Annotated in this window: 13 protein-coding genes and 4 pseudogenes; 5 read left to right on the top strand and 12 right to left on the bottom strand. The window is 63.7% G+C overall.

Annotated features, from left to right (window positions below):
* Positions 1-39 precede the first annotated feature (39 nt).
* The 6 genes and pseudogenes from BRA1253DRAFT_RS28775 to BRA1253DRAFT_RS28755 all read right to left on the bottom strand — a co-directional run bounded on the left by BRA1253DRAFT_RS28775 (position 40) and on the right by BRA1253DRAFT_RS28755 (position 6,206).
* Positions 40-1,045: pseudogene (locus BRA1253DRAFT_RS28775) on the bottom strand (polyprenyl synthetase family protein).
* 90 nt (positions 1,046-1,135) lie between these two features.
* A complete protein-coding gene (locus BRA1253DRAFT_RS28770; RefSeq protein ID WP_007600185.1) occupies positions 1,136-2,479 on the bottom strand; it encodes a cytochrome P450 in 1,344 nt (447 codons plus the stop codon).
* Positions 2,479-3,324: an SDR family oxidoreductase gene (locus BRA1253DRAFT_RS28765; protein WP_035995472.1), complete on the bottom strand. Its 846-nt coding sequence runs from the start codon at positions 3,322-3,324 to the stop codon at positions 2,479-2,481. Before BRA1253DRAFT_RS28765 ends, BRA1253DRAFT_RS28770 begins: the two co-directional genes overlap by 1 nt.
* Positions 3,311-3,618: pseudogene (locus BRA1253DRAFT_RS45485) on the bottom strand (ferredoxin). The gene BRA1253DRAFT_RS28765 and the pseudogene BRA1253DRAFT_RS45485 overlap by 14 nt, the downstream one beginning before the upstream one ends.
* Position 3,619: 1 nt before the next feature.
* Positions 3,620-4,909, bottom strand: a complete 1,290-nt coding sequence (locus tag BRA1253DRAFT_RS28760; RefSeq protein ID WP_007600181.1) for a cytochrome P450 — start codon at positions 4,907-4,909, stop codon at positions 3,620-3,622.
* A gap of 94 nt (positions 4,910-5,003) precedes the next feature.
* Complete coding sequence (locus tag BRA1253DRAFT_RS28755; protein WP_007600179.1) at positions 5,004-6,206, bottom strand: cytochrome P450; 1,203 nt, start codon at positions 6,204-6,206, stop codon at positions 5,004-5,006.
* A 288-nt stretch (positions 6,207-6,494) separates the two neighbouring features.
* On the opposite strand from BRA1253DRAFT_RS28755, the gene BRA1253DRAFT_RS45480 reads away from it, so the two are divergent.
* Positions 6,495-6,635 carry a hypothetical protein gene (locus BRA1253DRAFT_RS45480; protein ID WP_231189001.1) on the top strand — a complete coding sequence of 47 codons (141 nt, stop codon included), beginning with the start codon at positions 6,495-6,497 and terminating at the stop codon, positions 6,633-6,635.
* A gap of 249 nt (positions 6,636-6,884) precedes the next feature.
* Here the strand turns inward: BRA1253DRAFT_RS45480 and BRA1253DRAFT_RS28750 are convergent, their stop codons facing one another.
* Positions 6,885-8,084: a cytochrome P450 gene (locus BRA1253DRAFT_RS28750; RefSeq protein ID WP_007600177.1), complete on the bottom strand. Its 1,200-nt coding sequence runs from the start codon at positions 8,082-8,084 to the stop codon at positions 6,885-6,887.
* 147 nt (positions 8,085-8,231) lie between these two features.
* Here BRA1253DRAFT_RS28750 and BRA1253DRAFT_RS28745 point away from each other — a divergent pair, with 147 nt between their 5' ends.
* Positions 8,232-8,960, top strand: a complete 729-nt coding sequence (locus BRA1253DRAFT_RS28745) for a TetR/AcrR family transcriptional regulator (RefSeq protein WP_007600176.1) — start codon at positions 8,232-8,234, stop codon at positions 8,958-8,960.
* An 811-nt stretch (positions 8,961-9,771) separates the two neighbouring features.
* Here the strand turns inward: BRA1253DRAFT_RS28745 and BRA1253DRAFT_RS45475 are convergent.
* Both BRA1253DRAFT_RS45475 and BRA1253DRAFT_RS45470 read right to left on the bottom strand, forming a co-directional pair.
* The gene (locus BRA1253DRAFT_RS45475) at positions 9,772-10,128 is read right to left on the bottom strand and encodes an aminotransferase class I/II-fold pyridoxal phosphate-dependent enzyme (protein ID WP_245285983.1); all 357 of its coding nucleotides are present in this window, start codon (positions 10,126-10,128) and stop codon (positions 9,772-9,774) included.
* 2 nt (positions 10,129-10,130) lie between these two features.
* Positions 10,131-10,334 carry a winged helix-turn-helix transcriptional regulator gene (locus BRA1253DRAFT_RS45470; RefSeq protein WP_245286099.1) on the bottom strand — a complete coding sequence of 68 codons (204 nt, stop codon included), beginning with the start codon at positions 10,332-10,334 and terminating at the stop codon, positions 10,131-10,133.
* A 491-nt stretch (positions 10,335-10,825) separates the two neighbouring features.
* Between BRA1253DRAFT_RS45470 and BRA1253DRAFT_RS46295 the strand changes: the two genes are divergently transcribed.
* From BRA1253DRAFT_RS46295 to BRA1253DRAFT_RS43825, 3 genes and pseudogenes are all read left to right on the top strand, one after another.
* A complete protein-coding gene (locus BRA1253DRAFT_RS46295) occupies positions 10,826-11,035 on the top strand; it encodes a hypothetical protein (RefSeq protein WP_371261374.1) in 210 nt (69 codons plus the stop codon).
* A gap of 139 nt (positions 11,036-11,174) precedes the next feature.
* Positions 11,175-11,374, top strand: a pseudogene (locus BRA1253DRAFT_RS45465) (hypothetical protein).
* 16 nt (positions 11,375-11,390) lie between these two features.
* Positions 11,391-11,819 carry a hypothetical protein gene (locus BRA1253DRAFT_RS43825; RefSeq protein ID WP_007600175.1) on the top strand — a complete coding sequence of 143 codons (429 nt, stop codon included), beginning with the start codon at positions 11,391-11,393 and terminating at the stop codon, positions 11,817-11,819.
* A 226-nt stretch (positions 11,820-12,045) separates the two neighbouring features.
* On the opposite strand, the pseudogene BRA1253DRAFT_RS45460 reads toward BRA1253DRAFT_RS43825, so the two are convergent.
* The 3 genes and pseudogenes from BRA1253DRAFT_RS45460 to BRA1253DRAFT_RS28720 all read right to left on the bottom strand — a co-directional run.
* Positions 12,046-12,438: pseudogene (locus BRA1253DRAFT_RS45460) on the bottom strand (TRAP transporter substrate-binding protein); the annotation flags it as partial.
* A gap of 151 nt (positions 12,439-12,589) precedes the next feature.
* Entirely contained in the window at positions 12,590-13,636 is a 1,047-nt protein-coding gene (locus BRA1253DRAFT_RS28725) for a transketolase family protein (protein ID WP_007600174.1), read from the bottom strand.
* Entirely contained in the window at positions 13,633-14,484 is an 852-nt protein-coding gene (locus tag BRA1253DRAFT_RS28720; RefSeq protein WP_007600173.1) for a transketolase, read from the bottom strand. Before BRA1253DRAFT_RS28720 ends, BRA1253DRAFT_RS28725 begins: the two co-directional genes overlap by 4 nt.
* Positions 14,485-14,500 lie beyond the last annotated feature (16 nt).

The raw sequence follows: 14,500 nt of genomic DNA, 5'->3' as shown, positions 1-14,500 counted from the left end.
CGCAGCGGCACAAGGGCGACTCCATGCGCACGGGCGCGCTCATGCGCATGGCGCGTGCTTGAACAGATGCGCGTTGGCCCGCTGCAGCATCTGCCCCAACCGTTCCGCACGCGGCCCCAGCGGGACGATGGCCTCTCCGGCGTCGCGCAACAGATCGAGCGCGAACTGGCGCGCAGGCTGCAGCCCCATGATCGACGCGCAGGTCGGCTTCTGCGCCGCCGCGTCCTTACCGGGGGTCTTGCCCAGCGCCGCGGTATCCGCCGTCGCATCGAGAATGTCATCGACCACCTGCAACGCCAGGCCGAAACAGGCGCTGTAGCGATCGAGCGCACAGTACAGCGCAGCGTGCGCGGCATCCTCCACGATGGCGCATAGCGCGCCCATGCGAACGGACGCGCGCACTAGCGCTCCGCTCTTCATCCGGTGCATCGCGACGATCCTGTCCAGCTCGACGTGCTTTCCGACCAGCGACAGATCGATGGCCTGCCCGCCTGCGACACCCTCGGCGGACACCGCCTGCGCCAGTTCGCGCACGAGCGCGATAGGATTGTCGCCCGGCGCATCCAGGCTCGCCAGGGTCAGGAAGGCGTGCGCCTGCAGCGCGTCGCCGACCAGGATCGCGGTGGCTTCGCCGAACTTGACATGCACGGTCGGAAGGCCGCGGCGAAGCACGTCGTTGTCCATCGCGGGCAGGTCGTCGTGGACCAGGGTACAGGCGTGCATCATCTCGATCGCGGCGCCGACGTCGTCGAGCATGTGCGCCGGCGTGTCGGCCAGTGTGCCGGCAGCCAGACAGAGCAAGGCGCGGGTGCGCTTCCCGCCATGCAAGGTGGCGTAGCGCATTGCCGCGATCAGCTCGGTCTCACCCTTGTCTTCGACCCAGAGACGACGCGCGAGCGCTTGTTCGACCCGCTTTGCGCCGTCCTCCATCCAGATCTCAGGCATCAGCCTGCCGGAAGCGCCGCGCGCCTGCGCGCCCAATCCGCCGAGCGCGGAAACGCCAGTTCGGCCGTCGTGTAGCGAAACCGGTCTGCATGCTGTTCATATCCTTGTACCTGACAGGAGACGGCCACAGCGGGCCGCCGCGGTGTTGCCGGCGTCGCTGCCTCGCCACACAGGCGCAAGCGATGCCAGCTCATGAGAATCCGATGCGGATTTTCATGGACGGATGCGCGGTCGGGTAATAACGCCGGCCTTTTTCGGCGCTGCTCAACAACCGCGGCCGCACCCCGGCCTTGTGCATGGTCAGCGCCAAAGCGATGCAGAACTGCACCAGTTCGAGCCACACCAAGTGGTAGCCGATGCAGACGTGTGGGCCGGTACCGAACTGCAGCATGTCCACCGGCCGGATCGGCTCCGTGCGTTGCAGCCACCGCGCCAGGCGGAACTGATCAGGCGCCTCGTGCAGCAGCGCCGAGGTCGAGAAATGCAGCAGCGGTATGCACAGATGGGTGCCCGCGGGAATGCGCCGTTGGCCGAGTTGCAATTCCTGCAGCGCCCGCCGCGGCAGGAGCGTGGTCGTCGGATGCACGCGCAGCGTCTCGCGGAACAGGGCCTCAGCGACCGGACACTGCGCCAGGTCCGCGTGCCGGGTCGGCACCGCGCCCACGCGTTGCGCCTCCTCGACCAAGACGTCCCACAGCACAGGCTGCCGCGCCAGCTCGATCACCATCCAGGCCATCGTCGAGGCGGTGGTGTCGTGACCGGCAAGCAGCAGCAAGCGGATATTGGCGACCAGGACGTCATCGGAGAGCGCATCGTCGCTGCGATCGAAGGCGCTCACCATGTCGTTGATCAACCCGGTGCGCGCGGCATGTGCGCGCGCGTCGCGGACGAACTGGCGCAACTGCGCGTCGATCCAGTCGCGGGCGGCGCGGCCGCGCCGCAAGGGCAGCCCGGGCAGGTCGACCGGGGGCGCGACGATCAACTGCAGCAGTTGCCGGTACTTGCGATGCCATCCTGGCAAGTCCTGCGCGGGGATACCCATGAGGCTGAAGATGAGCTTGAGCATCAGGTCGCCGGTTTCGCGCAGGATGGTTACGTCGCCGCGGTCACGCCACGCCTGCACCCGCGCCCAGATGACGGGCGCGAACAGGTTGCCGATGCCGGCCTGAGTCAGCCCTTTGGGCAGGAACGCCGCCTTGATCGCATCGCGCGCCTGCCGGTGCGCGCCGCCGTCCTGGGCGACCAACGTTCCGCCAAGTAATTCGGGCGCGATCTCTTCGATCAGCACCGAGGACACGTCCTTGTGCCGGAGCAGCGCGAACGCGTCCGGATCCACGCAGGTCATCAGGTGTCCGGCAGGGCCGAAATCCAGCCAGAAGTGGCTGCCCAGCATCCGTTCCGCGCGCCGCAGCAGGCGCGGCAGGTCGCAGACGATGGCGGGAAGATGCCCGACCAGGGGGAAAGCGCCGGGCACGATCGGGATGTCGTACCGCAGCCGGTGCCGACGCGCCAGCGGGTTGAGCAGCATGTCCATCAGCAGCGCGGCGCCGCAGCCGCTTCGGCGGTGTTGCCGGCAGGCCGCGCGGCGCGGCTGTTGCCACCGTCGGCGTACGTCGGCACATGCGCCAGCATGCCGCCGTCAATGCACACGACCTGGCCGGTGATGAACGCAGCATCCTCGGAAAGCAGGAACGCCACCAGCGCGGCCACGTCCTCGGGACGGCCGACGCGCGGCAGGAGCTGGTGCCGGCGCAGATGCCGTTGCATGCCCTCGTCCAGCTTGGCGAGGAGACGCTCGGTCATGATGAGACCCGGCGCAACCGCGTTGCAGCGGATCTGCGCATGACCGTACTGGGTGGCGAGCGAGGCCGACAGCATGTTCATCGCCGCCTTCGACGCGGCGTAGGACGTCTGCGCGGTGTCACCGCTGAGCCCCTGGCATGACGACATGTTGACAATGGCGCCGCCGCCGCGGGCGATCATCCGTGGGATGGCCTGCCGGCAGCAGAGCAGGCTACCGCGCAGATTGGTCGCCATGGTCTGATCCCAGACCGCCAGGTCCAGGTCGAGGATCGCTCGGTCGCGCGGGGTCAGATGCATGGCGCTCGCGTTGTTCACCAGCAGGTCGACCCCACCGAAGTGCCGCTCCGCCGTCTCGAACAGCGCTGCCACCGCCCGCGCATCGGCGATGTCCATCGCCAGCGCCAGCGCGTGGCCCGCTTCGGCCGCGATCTGCGCGGTGCAGGCGATGGCCGCCGAGCCATCAATGTCGGCCACCACCACTCTGCCGCCCTCGCGCGCGATGGCTAGGGCGCATGCCTTGCCGATGCCGGCGCCGGCGCCGGTCACCACGGCCACCTTGCCTTCAAACCGTCCGATCGTGTCCTCGTGGATTGCGTTGGTCTTTCGCGGCCTGCCGCTCGGCCTCGCCGGAGAAGGCGCGGGGTCGGCGCTGGCGCGCTCGTCATCGCCAGCGTCGCTTTCGATGACCCGAATGGCGGCGACCGGGCACTGGCTGGCCGCGAGCCGCACGGCGGCGTGCAGCACCTGCGGGACCGTCGCCACGCACACTTCGGCCACGCCGTCCGGTTCGCGCTGGCGAAAGGTGCCCGGCAGCGTCAGCACGCACTGCCCGGTGGTTCCGCACAGATCCTGGTCGACCACGACGCGCATCTCAGCCACCGTGCTCATGCAGCCGCACCGGCAGCGCGCGGAATGTCCTAAGGAACGCGGAGGGCTCCCGGGTGGGCTGCTCGGCCAATGCCAGCGTGGGGAAGCGCGCCTGGATCCGCGGCAGGCTCTCGGCCAACTGCACCCGGGCCAGTTGCGCACCCAGGCAGAAGTGGATGCCGTGGCCGAAGCTCAGCATGATCTTCCCGTCGGTCGACATGCCAGGACTGGTGCCGTAGAACCGCGCGGGATCGAAGCGGTCGGGGTCGGCGAAGGCGTCCGGGTCGCGATTGCCGGCCGCGATCAGCACCCGCACGTCCGCGTTCTTCGGGATCGCCACGCCGCCTAGTTCGATGTCGCGCTGGGCGATACGCGGAATGGAGCTGAACATGGCGGGCGCGTCGCAGCGCAGGACTTCTTCGACGAATGCCTTCACCCCCGCGGCGTCTCCCTGCAGCCAGTGCCGCTGTTCGGGATACGCCAGCATCGCCAGGACCGCATGGTCGATGGTCGCGGCAGTGGTGGCGAAGCCGCCCAGCAGCATGCCCCACAGCATGCTGATCAACTCCGCATCCGACAGCGTGTCGGCATCGTGCTCGTGTGCGCCGACCAGCATCGACACGATGTCGTGGCGGGGATCGGTGCGCTTGCGCTCTATAAGGTCGCCGAAGTAGGCCTGCACGCTGGCGCTGGCCGCGTCCGCCGTGGCGAGCTGGGGATCGCTGGCGTGCGGGCTTAGGCCTTCCAGAATGGCGCCGATGCCGGCGGCGAGCCCGAACATGTCGTCTTGGGGCATGCCGAACAGTTCGGCGAAGATTAGCATGGGCAAGGCCAGCGCGAATTCCCGATGCAGGTCCACCGCCTCCCCGCGCTCCAGCGCGGGCGCCATGCCGTCCAGGCGCGCTGCGACGATGCGCGCGATGCTCGGGCGCAGGTCGTCGATCTGGCGCATGGTGAAATCGCGCGAGATCAGCCGGCGCAGACGCGTATGCGTCGGTGGGTCCTTCATCGCCAGCGTGGACGCCAGCAGATTGAGCGACAGGCTGGTCGCCGCGCGCGGGGAATAGCGCGCCAGTTCGCCGGGCGCCGGTCCCCGAAACGCATCCCCCGTGGCCTTGAGCGCCCAGTAGATGTCGGCGTGGCGGCTCAACAGAAAGAGGCCCGACGCCGCGCGATGCACCGGATCGTGCTCGCGCAACCATCGCAGGAACGGATACGGGTCATCGATGCACGCTGGCGAAGCCAGTTCGGCGAAGGCGTCCCGGCATGCTGCTGTGGTTTCTTGCACGTCCATCTTGCTTAACTGTTGGCTGGCTGATCTGAACGGCGCGCGCCAGGCGCGCCGGCAAATTGCGGAGAAGATCGCGATTCCCGGGGGCGTCCGCGCATCACCAGAGCACCGGCAACTCTTCGAACCCGCCAGTGATGATCTCCTTGCGCAACTTCAGTTCTTCGGGCGCCACGGCCAGGCGCAGCGCGGGAAAGCGCTGGAAGATCGAACCGAACACCACTTTGAGTTCCAGCCTGGCCAGCGCCATGCCGAGGCAGTAGTGCGGACCGTAGGAGAACGCTAGGTGCGGATTTTCGTCGCGCCCGATATCGAAGATTTCCGGATCGTCGAAATGGCGCGGATCGAACGACGTCGCCGGCAGTCCGACCAGCACCTTGCTCTCCGCGGGAATATGCACGCCCGCGATGGTCACGTCGGTCCTCGGATAGCGCATGATGCCGTCCCAGCCCACGCCCACCGGGTACATGCGCAGGATTTCCTCCACCGCCGTGTCCACCAGGGATGGATCGCCGACCAGGCGTTCGCGCTGTTGCGGATGGCGGAACATGGCCAGCAGGCCGAATTCGATCTGCGCGACGGTGCTCTCGTGCCCCGCCACCAGCATGCCCGCGGCCAGGCCGATCGCCTCTGCCTCGGTCGCCTTGCCCTGGTCGACCGCCGCGAGCAAATCCGTCAGCAGGTTGTCGCCCGGATCCTGGCGCTTGTCCCGCATCTTTCCGCGAATGTAGGCGCGCAGTTCTTCCCAGGCCAGGCGCGACGCGCTGCGCGGGCCGCTTTCATGCTGGTGCGTCATTACCTCGTCGGAGAGCCCGGCGAAAAACGCGTGATCCTCGTAGAGCACGCCCATCAGCGCGCTGATGACCATGGCCGGAAGCGGAAAGGAGAGGTGGCGCCGCAGGTCGGCGGGCTGGGGCTGGGCCGCCAGCGTCTCGAACAACTGCGCGGCGATCGCCTCGACCTGCTGCGCGAGCAGCTTCACCCTGCGGTCGTTGAAGGCTGGCGCCACGATCGTGCGCAACCGGGCATGCTCGCCCCCCTCGTGCGAGACCAGCCACCCCGGCGAACCGAGAATTACCGAATCCGGGGTGAATGCCGCCGGCGGCATTCCCGCGGGCCGGAACGCCGCGTCGGACAGCACCGCCTTGGCCTCGTCGTAGCCTGTCACCCACCAGCCTTCGTGCCCGGACGGGAAGCGCACGCGGTGGATCGGACCGTTGGCGCGTAGCGCCAACATCTTGGGCGAGGGCTCGATGTGATCGACGCGCCACATCGGCAGCGTCGGCAAGGGTTGTTCGGACATGGTGACACTTCAGTCTCTACGCGATGGAAGGGCGGAAGGTGACCGGCAGACGGTGCGGGCTTCACGTGCGCTTGCGTTCGCTTCTGTTCGTCGATGATGATGATCGGCGGGGACGGCGGCCGGAACCTAGGGCCTCAAAGTGGCTTTAGCCAACTACCGAATCTTGTAGTAGCGTCCTAAACTAAACGCTTGGTGGCGCAAAAAATATGCGGAAAACTCTGCCGCCACGCGCTGCAATACGGAAACCTATTTCCGATGCGTATCCGCCTATGTTGGTTGGCTACATGCGTGTCGTCGGACTCCGACGGCGAGAGCACGGACTTGCAGCGCGATGCGCTGCTCGCCGCCGGCATTGATCTGGTGACCTGCCTGGGGTTCGCCACGATGACGATGGCGTATTTCGCAAGGCTGATAGAGGGCCCGCGTTGATTCTCGATGCAAACGTTATCAAGGCGATCGTTGATCCTTCGGGCCCTTGGGAGCTCCTTTTCAAGAACAAGATCCCTTCTCGGCTCAACGAACTTCCATGCGAAAGGCGTGCTGAACTATAGCAACTACGTCGAAGAAGCAGCGGCGCTTGCACGACAACACCTTTCGGGCAATAAGCTCGCAAAGGAAGCAGGTCCGCCAGCCGTCCTGGCGGGCAATGACAGCCGCCGCAAAGAGCCCGGGCTGGCGCTATTTCGTCGTAACGCGTACCGGCAGTGAGCTGAGGGCCCGCAATCCACTGCTGTCGCGGTATACCGGCTCGCCCGTTATCTCGATTGATGCGACGCTCGCCGCCAAGGCGGCCAGAACGGCTTCGCCTTCGAGCCGCGCGACCATTTGCCCCACGCAGCCATGGATCCCGGTGCCGAAGCCGATATGGCCCGAGACGCGCCGGGTGATGTCGAACTGGTCGGGCTGCTCCCACCGCGTTTCGTCGCGATTTGCAGAACCAATCAGCAGCAATACTTTTTCGTGCTTACCGATCGGCACCCCTGCGATCTCGGTTTCATGCGGTGTGGTCCGAAAGACGTAAGGTGCGGCGGAATCATAGCGCAGGCTCTCATCGAACGCGCCGCGCGCCAGCGAAGGATTGGCGGCCAGAATGGCCCACTGCTCCGGATGACGGACTAAACTAAAGAGGGCCATGCCTGTTGCACTGATAGTCGTATCCAGTCCCGCCGAAAGAAAGGACCGGACGAGCAGAGGCGCTTCGTCATGGGTAATTTCGCCGCTATCGGCGGCCTCGTAGACCTGTGCGCCAAAACTGCCGGGAGCCAAGGCGTCCCGTTGGCATTTCGCGGCAACCCAAGGCAAAACCTCAGGTGCCTTGGCCATCAGAGTTCGGAAATAATCGTTCTCCGGCCCCATGCCGGCAAACACCATTGCGCCGTAGGTCAGAAAATTTTCACGGCCCTCATTGTCGATGCCCAGGGCATCCGGAAATACAGTCACCGGAAATATTTCGGCAAGATCGCGGACGGCGTCGAATGATCTCTTTTCAATGAGTTCGTCGACCAGCGCGGCGGCCTTGGCCTTGAAACCGTTCTCGAGGCCCCGCATGGCACCCGGCGACATGATCCGAGCTAGCACCTTTCGGGTGCGTGTATGTAGCGGTGGGTCAGCTTCGAGGACGATGCTCGGCGGACGCCACGGCTTCTCCTTAAAATAATTGACGATGCCAGCACCACCGCCATTGCTGAAGTTCACATGGTCAGCAAAGACCGCCTTGATCTCGGCAAAACGCGGCACGGCGAAGATGCCGTATTTCTCGAGCCTGACGACGGGTGCCTTCGCACGAAGCTCGGCATAGGCCGGATAGGGGTCGATGCGAGTGTCCCAGTCGAACGGATCGAAATCGCTGCAGGCATACTCGCGTGCCGAAGTTGCCACTGTTTGCCTCCGTTTGGTCGCTTCTACTTAATTGACTATAGTCATTTATTGCAGAAGATGGCAAGCTAGGAATGGAGTGGCGTTTTTTGCTCGTGATAACAGCCATGTAGCTGCAGGACAGACCAGGACAGACCGGGCGGAGATTGGATGTCGGCCGAGAGATCAGGAAACTCCAAGGGGATGCGACGCTTTCAGAAGCGCGCACGCCAAGAAGCTGACAAGCGCGCGTTGCAGGCTCGAATCCTGGAAACAGCGCGAAAGGAGTTCGCGAGCGGCACACTCGAAACCGTTTCGATCCAGAAGATCGCCGATGCGCTCGGTTACTCGAAGGGTACGGTTCTCAAATACTTTCCGACCAAGATCCTGCTGCTGCTGGCAGTGAAGGAGAGGAATCTCGAGGAAATGGCGGATCGGCTCGACCAAGTCCGCGCGCTTCATTCCAGCGGTGAGGTCCGGCTGCGGCGTGTCATGGAGGCCTATATCGAGTATTGGGTGAACAACCCCGATCATTTTCGATCGCTCTATTCGATGGCCGGCACAGTCGAGGACAGGCGTTTTCCCGACGGGGTTTATTTCGGTGAAACTGAGATCGCACGAAAGGGCTACGGGCTATTTGTGACCTCGATGGCGGAGTATCTTTCCGAATTAGGGGTGGAGGCGACGCCAAGGCTGACGGAGCGCCTCGCGACCGCCCTGCTATCGGCGGCGCATGGGGTGATCTCGCTGCCACTGGGAACACCAACGATGAAATGGCCGGATACTCGTGGCAACGGACGATTGGTCCTCGACAGTCTCATCGACGCTTGGTCGGCGAAGATTAAAGCCGCTCGGCAGACCGAGACCTGGCCGAGAATTTCCATCGGTGATCTTCTTTAGTTCGGCAGCACCGGCTTGATGGCAGCCGATCTATCGTCGCAGCCAAGAAAAGGGGCTGTCGTGCGAAGGGATTCGCCACGCGTACCGAAACGAAGACGGACACCTACGCGTGAGAAGCGACGTTTACTGGCCGGCGAGCCATAATGTCCCGAAGTATCTGAAATATATCGGACAGTTCTTTAGGATCGCTGGGGGCGCCAAAACAGATGCGAATGGCGCCAGGATCCCCCTTTCCCACCGCTGAGGCGATGCGGGGGGACAAGTATGCCTCGTCCTGGCGCAGCGGCCGTAAACCGATCTGCGGACCACTCTTGCGGCAACTGCAACTATCCGTAGAAGGCTGAGAACTGAAGTTTGCGGCATTGGGAAAAAGTCTAGGAGCACCCCGTAACGTTCGTGCGCCTGACGCCGCCGCTCACGCAGAAGTTCTTCCAGCTTTCCGCTCTCAATCAACCGCACCACAGTCTCGCCTAACACCTGAGCAACAAACCAGGCACAGGCGTGCAGGAGGAGCTGAGTTTGAGCGATGTAGGCCGGCGGGACTGTCACTGTCCCGAGCCTGAAGGCTGGCGCAAGGTATTTGGAGTAGGACGTGATTTAGAAGGAGAGGGCCGGCACCAATGAGGCGATCGGCCACAGGACGCTCGGGGAAGAAAAAGCGGTAAACGTCATCCTCTATGATGGCGAGATCGAGCTCCTCGGCGAATTCACCGATGCGCCCCCGCGGTCAAGACTCAGCGTGTGAGCCGTGGGGCTCTGCAACGTCGGCAGGCAATAGAGCACTCGCGCTCGGGACGCCCGGCAGGCTTTTTCAGCGCCTCAGGGTCGATTCGGTCCTCATCCATGTCCACGGGCACCAAATTAAGGTGGCTGGCGCGGCGATGGCTTTGAAGCAGGGATAAGTGAAAGCACCCACCAAGACACTGTCGCCGGGTTTTGCCACGAAGCGCAGGGCGACATCGATCGCGTGCTGGGCGTCGTTGCACAGAATCAGCTGTGCCGGCGCGACCGTAAAGGCGTTGTCAGAGAGCGAGGCTGCGATGATTTCACGTTCCTGGGAAAGGCCAGCGTGAGGATGGTAGCCCAACAACAGTGCAAGATCAGGTTCGCGCACCACCTCGCCAAACAACGCGGACAGGACCTGCGTTTCGCTTCCGTGGCCGGGCATGCTCAGCGATAAATTGACCGGTTCATGTCATGCCGTGGCCACCTCGGCCTGCGCGGCGAATGACGCCGGACGAAGGTGCCCTGCCCGACATGTCCGCTGATACCGCGTTGTTCGGCCTTCTGATAGGCTTTGCTGACGGTGCCGACGGACAGGCCGAGCTCTCGTGCCAGTTCAAGGTGCGGCGGAAGGCAGTCGCCATCGGACAGCCGACCGTCAGCGATGTCCCGCTCCAGAGCACTGACCAGGCCGAGCTAGCGCGCCCCCTCGGACGCGAGTTTCCGCGGCCGGCGCGTATCTGCAGAAAGCCTGGCGCGGCAAACGGCCAGTACGTCATCACGCCGGAGATGAGGCCCGGCTTCGTGGAGGCACTCCCTGTCAGCAAATCCCACGGCATCGGTCCGGCGACTTGCGCCAAGATGAATGCTATCGGGCGGTACACTGCCTCGACCTCCGCAATCAGTCGCTCGACTCTGCAAGCCAATTTCGGCAAGGCCGGCGCGTAATACTACCGGATATCGAGGGGCATCGATCACCGCGAGGTCCGCGCGAACCGGATCCGGAAGTCGGTTGGTGCGGAGAATACGTCCTCAACCGATCTTTAGCGCTTTCGACGCAATGGCCACCGAGTTGGGCCCGCTGATCGAGAAGGTCTGGCGGCACTGGGAGGACAAGGACCGCGCGGGCCCGGAAAGTCACGCTGAAGGCTCAAGTCAACGATTTTGACATCATCACGCGCAGCAGGTCCATGCCGATCGCGAAGTCGAACCACAGCGAGCTCGAACACTTCTCGATCGCGCTGCTTCAAAACGAGATGCCTGCTCCAAAGCCGGTTCGGCTTCTCGGAGTATCGTTGTCCTCGCCCCACGGTGAGGGGCAGGTGAGCCGCAACTCGGCCTGGCCGATTTGAGAGGCGCAGTTTCGAGCAGGATTTCAGGAGGGGCGCAGGCGCAGGTCGTGTGCAGTGCGGCAGAGTTCATTAGTTCACATTCGTGAATCCCAAAATGGAAAGACTTGCGGTAGGATCGGGCTTTCCAAGGGGCGCACCCATGTTTGAACAAGCTACAACCGCTCTATTGCGAGCGGTACTTGACGAGGTCTGCGAAAAGCTAGCCCGCGACGAGACGGGCGCTCGCACCCATGTGGCCTGCAAGATCCTCGAAACCGCAAAGCCGGCGAAACGACACCGGACGAGCTGCGGCAGATTGGCCGGAAAGCCCTGACACAAGCGCCGAGGATGTGGCGTTGATCAGGCGAGGTGCGCAGTGAATTTCCAGGTCACGGTCTTGAAGATCCTGGTGAGTTATCCGGATGGATTCGCCGTGATGGCGGACCTCAAGCGCGACATGGCCATCCTGGCGACCAGCGGCCCGGAATGGGCCGAGCGCACCAAGCGGATGGCAACGCGCGTACCCGAGCTCGACATTTTTTCGGACGGCCTCGTCGAGCGTCAAAACGGCGGCTGGAGGATTACTGTGAAGGGACGAGCCGTGCTCGAATCCATGGAGGCGCGCCGGACCGAACACGAGCCGGTCGAGAAGGTGCCAGTCGAAACGGCCGGGCCACCAGTGCCATCCTTGCCGCTGCCGGCAGAGCGAGCGAAGCGCCGACGCGAACGGCGCCAGCGTCGCCGCGAAGCCCGCGAACGCATGCATCTTAAGTGGGCAGGGCGCGGCGGCAGCCCAACTCATTGACCAAAAAGTAGATAGCTCCTGTCGATGCCGCGCCGACCCCGCGTCTCATGGGTCCAGCCGACAGCTCGGCGATAGCTGCCGATCGCCGCGGTCCGCTTGAGTGTCTTGACGACGACGGGCTGGTTCTCATCCGCGAAAGGGGAGACCCAAAGCGCATCCTCGGGACAATAAAGCTCGCAAAAGGAAGCATGTCGTCGTGACGGGCAATGACCGGAATTCCTTAGGTGCCGAGTTTGCCATCCATCGCCTTCCACACGCTGTCGTAATCGGCGAATGCGAAGACGGTGCATGCCCGCGCTCGGCACCAGGGTGGCAAGGATCGAGGACGGTTGGTTGAAGAACTCACGCCGCTGCGTACCTGGTCAGGAGTTCGGTGTCGGAGCCGAGCTGATTGGCCGGAAACAGCCTGATCTCCAGCCCGCGCTCGTCGCTTCGCGGATCGGTCGATCGCCTCTTGGGCCCGGATATTCACGGGGTGGGTCGGATCCTGCCCGGTCGCAAACTTGTAAACGAACTCGGCTGCGGAAGCCGGACGAGTCGGAATCCCGCAGAGAGGTACGGCCGTGGCTGCCATCAACAGCGTACGGCGGCTCATCCTTCCGGGCTTCGAGACAATCATGTTTCCTCCTGATCCTGCATTGACGTTGGTGCCGACAGCATCAGCCTGCGCTGGCGTGCAGCTTTCGCGTCTCTTGGTTCCCCGCTCTCGACCGCCGGCATGTAGGCAAGAGTCATCGCTCGCCGCCGCAACATGCGACGGGTGTAGCTCCTCACAAGGACTTGGCTGGATTAGCGCTTAGCGCCGGTGCAAGCCACTGCTTGATCTGCCTTGCGACCTCTGCGGTAGAAATCCCGTAGCGGTCGTGCAGTGTCGGAAGTGCGCCAGCGTCAAGAAATTCGTCCGGCAATGCGATCTGGCGGAAACGCGGATGAACGCCTGAACGCATTAGAACCGCGGCAATTGCCTCGCCAAGGCCGCCAATCGACGTGTGGTTCTCGGCAACGACGACAAGACGGCCCGATTTGCCGGCTTCACGCAAGATCGTCTCAGTGTCGAGCGGCTTGATGGTTGGAACATGCAGCACCGCAGTGTCGATGCTGTCGCCCTTCAAGGTTTGGGCCGCCTCGAGCGCACGCATGGTCATGATGCCGGATGAGATGACCAGGGCGTCCTTCCCGTCACGAATCAGCTTGGCCCTGCCGAGCTCGAATTTGTAATCATATTCGTCCAGCACGAGCGGCACCTGGCCGCGCAGCAGGCGGGTGTAGACAGGCCCATGATGGGCCGCGATGGCGGGCACCAGCTGCTCGATTTCGTGAGCATCGCAGGGATCGATGACCGTCATATTCGGCATCGCGCGAAACAGGGCGACATCTTCTGCGGCCTGATGGCTCGGGCCATAGCCCGAGGTCAGCCCCGGCAGCGCGCAGACGATCTTCACGTTGCGATCTTCCTCCGCGATCGTCTGGTGTATGAAGTCGTAAGCCCGTCGCGATGCGAACACGGCGTAAGTGGTCGCGAACGGCATGAAGCCTTCGGCGGCAAGGCCCGACGCAGCGCCGAACAGAAGCTGCTCGGCCATGCCCATCTGATAATAACGGTCCGGAAATTCCTTCGCGAAGATGTGCAGATCGGTGTATTTGCCCAGATCGGCCGTCATGCCGACAATCTCAGGGCGGCTGCGGGCGAGCTCGACGAGCGCATGTCCAAAGGGCGCGGGTTTCGTCTTCTGTCTTTCAGAAGCGATCGATGCGATCATGGCGGAGGTGGTCAGGCGCGGCTTGCGCGGCTGCGGTGCTGATCTGATGGTCCTCATGCCTGCCTCCCAGCTTCCAGCGCGGCAAGCGCGAGCTGCCATTCGTGCTGCTCGACGCGGATGAAATGATTCTTCTCGCGCTGCTCCAGGAAAGGAACGCCCTTCCCCATCAGAGTGTCGGCGACGATCATCCTCGGCTTGGGCTCGGGATGGGACTTGGCGGCGTCGAACGCGGTAAGTACGGCATCGAGATCGTTGCCGTCGATCCGCTGCACGAACCAGCCGAAGGCCTGAAGCTTGTCGACCAGCGGCTCGAAGGCCATAACCTGCGTGAAAGGACCATCCGCCTGCTGATTGTTGACGTCGACGATGCCGATTAGATTGTCGAGCTTGTAGTGGCCTGCCGACTGGATCGCTTCCCAGACGGAGCCTTCGTCGAGTTCGCCATCGGAAAACAACGTGTATACCTGTGCCTCGGATCTCTTGCGCTTGAGTCCTAGGCTCATGCCGACGGCAATGCTCAGCCCAAGTCCGAGCGATCCGCCCGACATTTCCATTCCGGGCGTGTAGGAGGCCATGCCCGACATCGGCAGGCGGCTCTCGTCGCTGCCATAGGTTTCGAGTTCTTCCTCCGGGACAATTCCCGCCTCGATCAAAGCTGCGTAGAGTGCGATGGCATAATGTCCGTTGGAGAGCAGAAAGCGGTCCCGGCCCTCCCATGACGGGTCTTCAGGCCGGTAACGCATGGCGTGGAAATAGGCCACGGCGAGAACATCGGAGATGTCGAGCGCCTGCGCGATATAACCCTTCCCCTGGACTTCGCCCATGCGCAGCGCATTGCGGCGGATGTTGTAGGCGCGGTCCGCTAGCTTGGGCGCGTTGATAAGCGCATTGGTGGGCGTTTCCATCGATCTGGACCTTATC

Origin of the sequence: Bradyrhizobium sp. WSM1253, from assembly GCF_000244935.1 — a bacterium.
Classification (GTDB): Bacteria; Pseudomonadota; Alphaproteobacteria; order Rhizobiales; family Xanthobacteraceae; genus Bradyrhizobium; species Bradyrhizobium canariense.
The sequence above is the reverse complement of the archived record's forward strand: the minus strand, read 5'-3'. Positions and strand labels throughout refer to the sequence as shown.